The sequence below is a fragment of the Streptomyces sparsus genome (assembly GCF_054776295.1).
Genome location: NZ_BAAHCA010001636.1, coordinates 1 through 617 on the forward strand (window position 1 = coordinate 1; position 617 = coordinate 617).

1 protein-coding gene is annotated in these 617 nt (G+C 76.2%); it reads left to right on the forward strand.

The window, feature by feature from the left end; all coding sequences use genetic code 11:
• Positions 1-7: 7 nt before the first annotated feature.
• The coding region (locus ACYVE9_RS30035) for an endonuclease/exonuclease/phosphatase family protein (protein ID WP_461031014.1) at positions 8-617 on the forward strand (610 nt) is incomplete at its 3' end.

A 617-nucleotide genomic window follows, 5' to 3' on the forward strand; every position in this document is an offset into this window, starting at 1 on the left:
GGGGGCGCTGGCCCGGGTCATCCGGGCCTGCGCCCCCGACGTGCTCTGCGTGCAGGAGGCCCCGCGGTTCTTCCGCTGGCGCAAGCACGCCGCCCGCCTGGCCCGACTGACCGGCCTGCCGCACGTCACGGGCGGCGCGACCGCCAACGGAACGATGATCATGGCCTCGTTGCGGGCCACCGTGGAGAGCACCGAGGACGTGCTGCTGCCGCAGACGCCCGGCCTGCACCGGCGCGGCTTCGCCACCGCGGTACTGCGGTTCGGGGAGAGCGCGAGGCTGGGCGTCGTCAGCTGCCACCTCAGCCTGCAGAAGGACGAACGGCACGCCCAGGCCGGCATGCTGCTGGGCAGGCTCGCGGCCACCGACCCGCTCTGCGCGGTCGCCGCCGGTGACCTCAACGAACGTCCCGACGGGCGGGCGTTCCGGCGGCTGACCGCCGAACTACAGGACTGCTGGGCCGTCGCGCCCTGGGGCGGCGAGCTGACCTCGGAGCCCGGGCGCCCGCACCAGCGCATCGACGCGGTGCTCGCCAGGGGACCGGTGGAGGTGCTCGGCTGCGGGGTGCCCGAAGGGCTGCCGGGGGTCACCGCGGCCGACCTGCGCGCGGCGACCGACC